This window comes from Mesorhizobium sp. M2C.T.Ca.TU.002.02.1.1, assembly GCF_003997225.1.
Map to the genome: position 1 here is coordinate 1 of NZ_RZTO01000430.1, position 5,274 is coordinate 5,274.

At 65.2% G+C, this 5,274-nt stretch carries 7 protein-coding genes; 2 read left to right on the forward strand and 5 right to left on the reverse strand.

All coding sequences use genetic code 11. The features are described from left to right. The 5 genes from EOD07_RS21295 to EOD07_RS21315 all read right to left on the reverse strand — a co-directional run. Nucleotides 1-536, reverse strand: a 536-nt coding sequence (locus EOD07_RS21295) for an inositol monophosphatase family protein (RefSeq protein WP_164772404.1), incomplete at its 3' end; no start/stop codon positions are given. 23 nt (nucleotides 537-559) lie between these two features. Next, nucleotides 560-1,126, reverse strand: coding sequence for an elongation factor P (gene efp / locus EOD07_RS21300; protein ID WP_040991671.1), 567 nt, complete (start codon nucleotides 1,124-1,126; stop codon nucleotides 560-562). 129 nt (nucleotides 1,127-1,255) lie between these two features. Then, nucleotides 1,256-2,419 carry a tetratricopeptide repeat protein gene (locus tag EOD07_RS21305; RefSeq protein WP_245470362.1) on the reverse strand — a complete coding sequence of 388 codons (1,164 nt, stop codon included), beginning with the start codon at nucleotides 2,417-2,419 and terminating at the stop codon, nucleotides 1,256-1,258. A gap of 1 nt (nucleotide 2,420) precedes the next feature. Beyond that, nucleotides 2,421-3,068, reverse strand: a complete 648-nt coding sequence (locus EOD07_RS21310; protein ID WP_127236866.1) for a thiamine phosphate synthase — start codon at nucleotides 3,066-3,068, stop codon at nucleotides 2,421-2,423. Nucleotides 3,069-3,153: 85 nt separating this feature from the next. Further along, the gene (locus tag EOD07_RS21315) at nucleotides 3,154-3,729 is read right to left on the reverse strand and encodes a PH domain-containing protein (RefSeq protein ID WP_127236867.1); all 576 of its coding nucleotides are present in this window, start codon (nucleotides 3,727-3,729) and stop codon (nucleotides 3,154-3,156) included. 128 nt (nucleotides 3,730-3,857) lie between these two features. On the opposite strand from EOD07_RS21315, the gene EOD07_RS21320 reads away from it, so the two are divergent. Further along, on the forward strand, nucleotides 3,858-4,589 hold the full coding sequence (locus EOD07_RS21320; RefSeq protein WP_127236868.1) for a class I SAM-dependent methyltransferase: 732 nt from the start codon (nucleotides 3,858-3,860) through the stop codon (nucleotides 4,587-4,589). 111 nt (nucleotides 4,590-4,700) lie between these two features. Next, nucleotides 4,701-5,099, forward strand: a complete 399-nt coding sequence (locus tag EOD07_RS21325; RefSeq protein ID WP_127236869.1) for a GFA family protein — start codon at nucleotides 4,701-4,703, stop codon at nucleotides 5,097-5,099. Nucleotides 5,100-5,274 lie beyond the last annotated feature (175 nt).

Here is a 5,274-nt window from a genome sequence, read left to right on the forward strand (position 1 = left end):
GCCATGACGTTGCGCAATTCGATCAGGAAATTGCCGTGCTGGCCGCGGCCGAGATGCGGCACGCCGCAGCCGATAACGCTATCGATCAACTTGGAGCGCCCGGCAACGCGCAGCCGGCGGTCGTTCATGAAGGCGCCGCCGCCGCGCTCGGCCGTGTAGAGCTCGTCCATCGCCGGATTGTAGATGACGCCGGCAACGATCTGGCCCTGGCGTTCGAGCGCGATCGACACTGAAAAGAGCGGGATGCCGTGCAGGAAATTGGTGGTGCCGTCGAGCGGATCGACGATCCAGCGGTGCTGGGCGTCCTCGCCTTCGACGGCGCCGCGCTCCTCCATCAGGAAGGCGTAGCCCGGCCGCGCCTTCGACAGCTCGGCGAACACGATCTCCTCGGCCTTGCGGTCGGCCTGGCTGACATAGTCGCCCGGTCCCTTCATCGAGACCTGCAGGTTCTGCACCTCGCCGAAGTCGCGCGACAGCGAGCGGCCGGCCTTCATCGCGGCCTGGACCATGACGTTGAGGAGAGCGGAACGCGCCATTTTTTATTCCTGCTTTCGGCCGGTCAATCTGCGCGGCGCATATAGGTGATTTCGTTGGTGTCGACGACGATGCGCTCGCCGGCCGAGATGAAAGGCGGCACCAGCACGCGGATGCCGTTCTCCAGCACCGCCGGCTTGTAGGAGGAGGCGGCCGTCTGGCCCCGCACCACCGGGTCGGCCTCGGTGATGGTGAGCGTCACCTGGTCGGGCAGCGAAATGCCGATCGGCCGCTCCTCGTAGAGCTGCACCGTCACCATCATGCCGTCCTGCAGGAAAGCGGCGCGCTCGCCGACGAAGTCCTTCGCCAGCTCGAGCTGTTCGTAGCTTTCGGTATCCATGAAGACCAGCGCATCGCCCTGCTCGTAGAGGAAGGAAAAATCCTTCAGGTCGAGCCTGATCTGCTCGACGGTCTCCGCCGAGCGGAAGCGCTCGTTGAGCTTGGTGCCGTTGATCAGGTTCTTCAGCTCGACCTGATTGTAGGCGCCGCCCTTGCCGGGCTTGACGGTATTGGTCTTGACCGCCACCCACAGGCCGCCATCGTGCTCGATGACATAGCCGGGGCGGATTTCGCTGCCACTGATCTTGGCCATGATGAACTGATCCGAGTGAGATTTTTCACGCGCGGGTCGCGCTTTGGCGCCTCCAAGACCACAAATCGCGCATAGTGGCAAGGGAGGGGACCCAAGGCGGCCCGGGCATGCCGTCCCTGGCGCCACGCGTCAAGGCAGGCGGTTGGCCTTCTGCAGCGCCTGCTTGGTCTGATCGTCGTCGAGGCCCTGCAGGAAATCGTCCATCCGCGGGTCGATCAGCCCGGCGCGGCGGGCGACGATGTACCAGGCGCCGGCGAGGATCAGGTCCGGGTCGGTGCCGATGCCGCCCATATAGAGCTTGGCGAGGCGGTTCTGGGCGGCGACATTGCCGCCTTGCGCCGCCCGCTTCATCCAGGCAAAGCCCGATTTCAGGTCGCGCCCGCCGCCGCGTCCCTCGATCATCCACGTGGCGAGGTCGATCTGCGCGGTGTCATAGTTCTGCCGCGCGGCCTGCGCCAGCAGCATGCGTGCCTGGGCGTCGTCATGCGGCTTGCCGCCGGCCCCGTTGGCATAGAGCTGCGCCATCGCATATTGCGCGTCAGCAAGGCCGGTGGCGGCCGCGCGCTCATAGTAGACGGCGGCCTTCGCAAGGCCGGCATCGCCGGGATCCTGCTGGACGAGCAGTTGGGCGAAGTTGAACTGCGCAAGCCGGTTACCGGCCTCGGCCGAGGCCTGCATCAGCGCGAAGGCGCCCTTTTCGTCCTTCTTCACATAGCGGCCGTCCAATAGCATCAGCGCATATTGGAACTGCGCCTCCGGCACGCCCTGTTCGGCCGCCAGCGCGTACCATTTCGCGGCCTCGGCCGGATTGAGCGGCACACCCAGTCCGCGCGACAGGATTTCGGCCACGAGCGTCTCGGCCGCCGGATCGCCGTTCTTGGCGCGCTCCATGGCAAGGTTGTAGGCGGTCTTGTAAAGGCCGCGCTGGAAGGCGCCGTAGGCGGCGTCCGGCTGCTTGGCGCCGAAGCGGTCGGGATTGACGGTGTCGGCCGATGGCGGCGTCATGGTGGCCGGCTGCGGCAAGGTGTTCTGGATCGGCTTGTCGATATGCGGGCCGCCGCCGAACCTGCTCGGATCCGGCGCGCCGGTGGCCGGCGCGGCTGTGTCCGGCGTGCCTGCGTTGGGTGTGGCCGTATTCGGCGCGCCTGCATCCGGCTTGGCTGGGTCGGGTGCGCTTTTGTCCGGTGCGCTGGTCTCCGGCCGCGGCTGCGGCAGCGGGACGGTCTCGGCCGCCATCGCCGCCTGCGCAAGCAGGCCGGCCAGGACCACCAGGCAAGGCCCACGCAGGCGCATGTCAGTCCTCGAAACGCGGCGCGGTTTCATCGAGCAGCGCGTTGGCGGCGGCGATCGCCGCCCGGGGGTCGCGACCGTCGGCAAAGACGGCGCTGGACAGCGCCACGAACTCGGCGCCGGTCGCGGCCACCGTCTCGACGGAAGCAAGCTCGGAGCCGCCCATGACGATGCAGGGGATCGAAATCATCTCAGCCCACCATTCGCCGAGGGCGAGGTTGCGATGATGCGGCTCCGGCTTGTTGTCATAGCCGAAACGGCCGAAGAACATGTAGTCGGGCCGCTCCTCGCCGAGCTCCAGCGCCTCGTCGCGGGTCTTGGCGCCGCCGGCGCCGACCATCATCTTGCCGGCCAGGCGCTCGATCGTCTCGGCAAGCTCCTTGGGTTTTGCTTCGACATGGATGCCGTCGGCCTGGACGCGCCCGGCGATGCGGCTGTCGCCGGCGATGATGACGGCGATGCCGGCGCCTTGGGCGACCGGCACGATCTTCTCGGCGAAGGCCTGGAAGGAAGCATCGTCCATGCCGTTGTCGGGCAGGATCAGCGAGGCGATGTCGCCGCCCTCGAAGGCCGCGCAGATCTGCTCCGCCGGCACGAGCGGCGGCGCGATCAGCACGATACGGCAGCGGTTGGGCGGGTTTGCGTCGTTCATTGGCCTTCGATCCCGGTTTTCGCCTATGCCGGGCGAACATGGTTGCATTGCGGCATAGAGCAAAGGGAGCGGCTTGAACAGTCGGCTATGCGGCGGACGGGGACCGGTCAGCCCGGGCATCGTCGCGCCGGGTTTTCATGATGAGGTCGAACACGCGCTGCGGCTGCTCTATACCGAGAAACTGCGGGACCGGATCGAGAGCCGGAAACCATCCGTTCATCCGTGAGAACGGATATGCCGACGTGGCGGCTCCGAAGCGCAAAGTTCCCCTCGTCGCGGTTTCGCCGGTCAACTGAACATCGGGAACGCGTTCGAGGTCGATCGATGTGAAGTTGGCCGATGGGGCGCGGCGCAGGATCAGGATGCGCCTGTTCGTCACCGCATAATATATCCGCTGCCTCAGCCAGGCGTCGAATATAAATCTGCCGAAGACCATGAAGAGGCCGATGCAGACGAACATCGCTCCCCAGGCGTCGAAAAACAACGGCGCGCCCTGTCTAGACGCCGAATAGGTCCAGAAAATCGCAAAGCCGCACCAGAGCAGGCTGAACGGTATCAGGAAGATGTCGCGACTTGAGAAGAGCAATCCCTGCGCGGGCGTTCCACTCCACAAGATGCGCTCATGCGGCAACAGCCGACCTTGGAAGAGTTGATTGCCCACTTTGCCACCCGTCACTTTCCGCCGGCTCATTCATTGCACAAGTGCTGTTCCAGCACCAATGCAAATGTCGGCATTTTGGACTTGCGGACGGCTTGCAACGGGTGAACGGACAGGGCAGGAACAGGCACATGGCGCAAAACATCTACGACCGTCCGGAATTCTTCGAAGGCTATAGCCGTCTCGGCCGCTCGGTCGAGGGCCTGGACGGCGCGCCCGAATGGCCGGCGCTGCGCGCCATGCTGCCCGGCGTCGATCGCTTGCGCGTCGTCGATCTCGGCTGCGGCTTCGGCTGGTTCTGCCGCTGGGCGCGCGCGCATGGCGCAAGCGAGGTCCTCGGCCTCGACCTGTCGGAAAAGATGCTTGCGCGGGCACGCGCCGCCGGCGCCGATGATGCCATCACCTACCGGCGCGCCGATCTCGATGAACTCAGCCTGCCGAAGGCGCGCTTCAACCTCGCCTACAGCTCGCTTGCCTTGCACTATGTCGGCGATGCCGCGCGCCTGTTCGCGACCGTCCACCAGGCCCTGGTTCCCGGCGGAGCCTTCGTCTTCTCGACGGAACATCCGATCTATATGGCGCCGGCCAACCCGGGCTGGTCGATCGACGCCGCGGGCCGGAAGACATGGCCGGTCGACCAATATCTGGTCGAGGGACCGCGCACCACCGACTGGTTCACCAAGGGCGTGGTCAAGCATCACCGCACCATCGGCACCACGCTCAATTTGCTGATCCAGGCCGGCTTCAGCATCGGGCATGTCGAGGAATTCCGCCCGACGGACGCGCAGATCGCCGCCCGGCCGGAGCTGGCCGAAGAGCTCGAGCGGCCGATGTTCCTGTTGGTCCAGGCGCGGCGAAGCTAATCGCCAGCGCCGAATGTCGGGATCAGGCGCCAGTCCGGCGCATTCCTTGGCGACTCCCGCGTGCGCGCGGCGCTAGTCTGAGCCGTCGTTGCTGCCTCGAGGAGGTTTCGCATGCGTGGCCGTTGCCTATGCGGCACTATTGCTTTTGAAGTCGATGGCCCGGCACAGGCCTGCGTGGTCTGCCATTGTGAAAGTTGCCGGCGGCAGTGTTCCGCGCCGATGACCACATACATTGGCGTCCTGGACGGCCAATGGCGATGGCTGAGCAAGCCACCGAAGGTGTTCAACTCTTCTCCCTGTGTAGAGCGAACATTTTGCGATCACTGCGGTTCGCCGCTTTCGTTCCGTTCAAAGAACATGTCCGGCGTCATGCATTTCTTTGCCGCGGCGATGGCGGAGCCGGAAAAATTCGAGCCTACGCTGCATGTCGCTTTCGAGGAGAAGCTGCCTTGGCTGATGCTCGCCGACGGACTGCCGACACGCTTCGGGCCTGACTATACGAAGGGCTAATGGCACTGCACAGGGATTTTGACCGGTCGGCTGTGTTTTGCGTTGGCAGGTGGCATGCGTTGGAGATTGGCCGAAACGCCCATCGCGATCGTCATTCCAGGGCGGAGCAGGAGCGAAGCTCCGTCGCGAAGACCCTGGAATCCATTCCGTTACCTTCGCCAAGGCGTGCAACGGA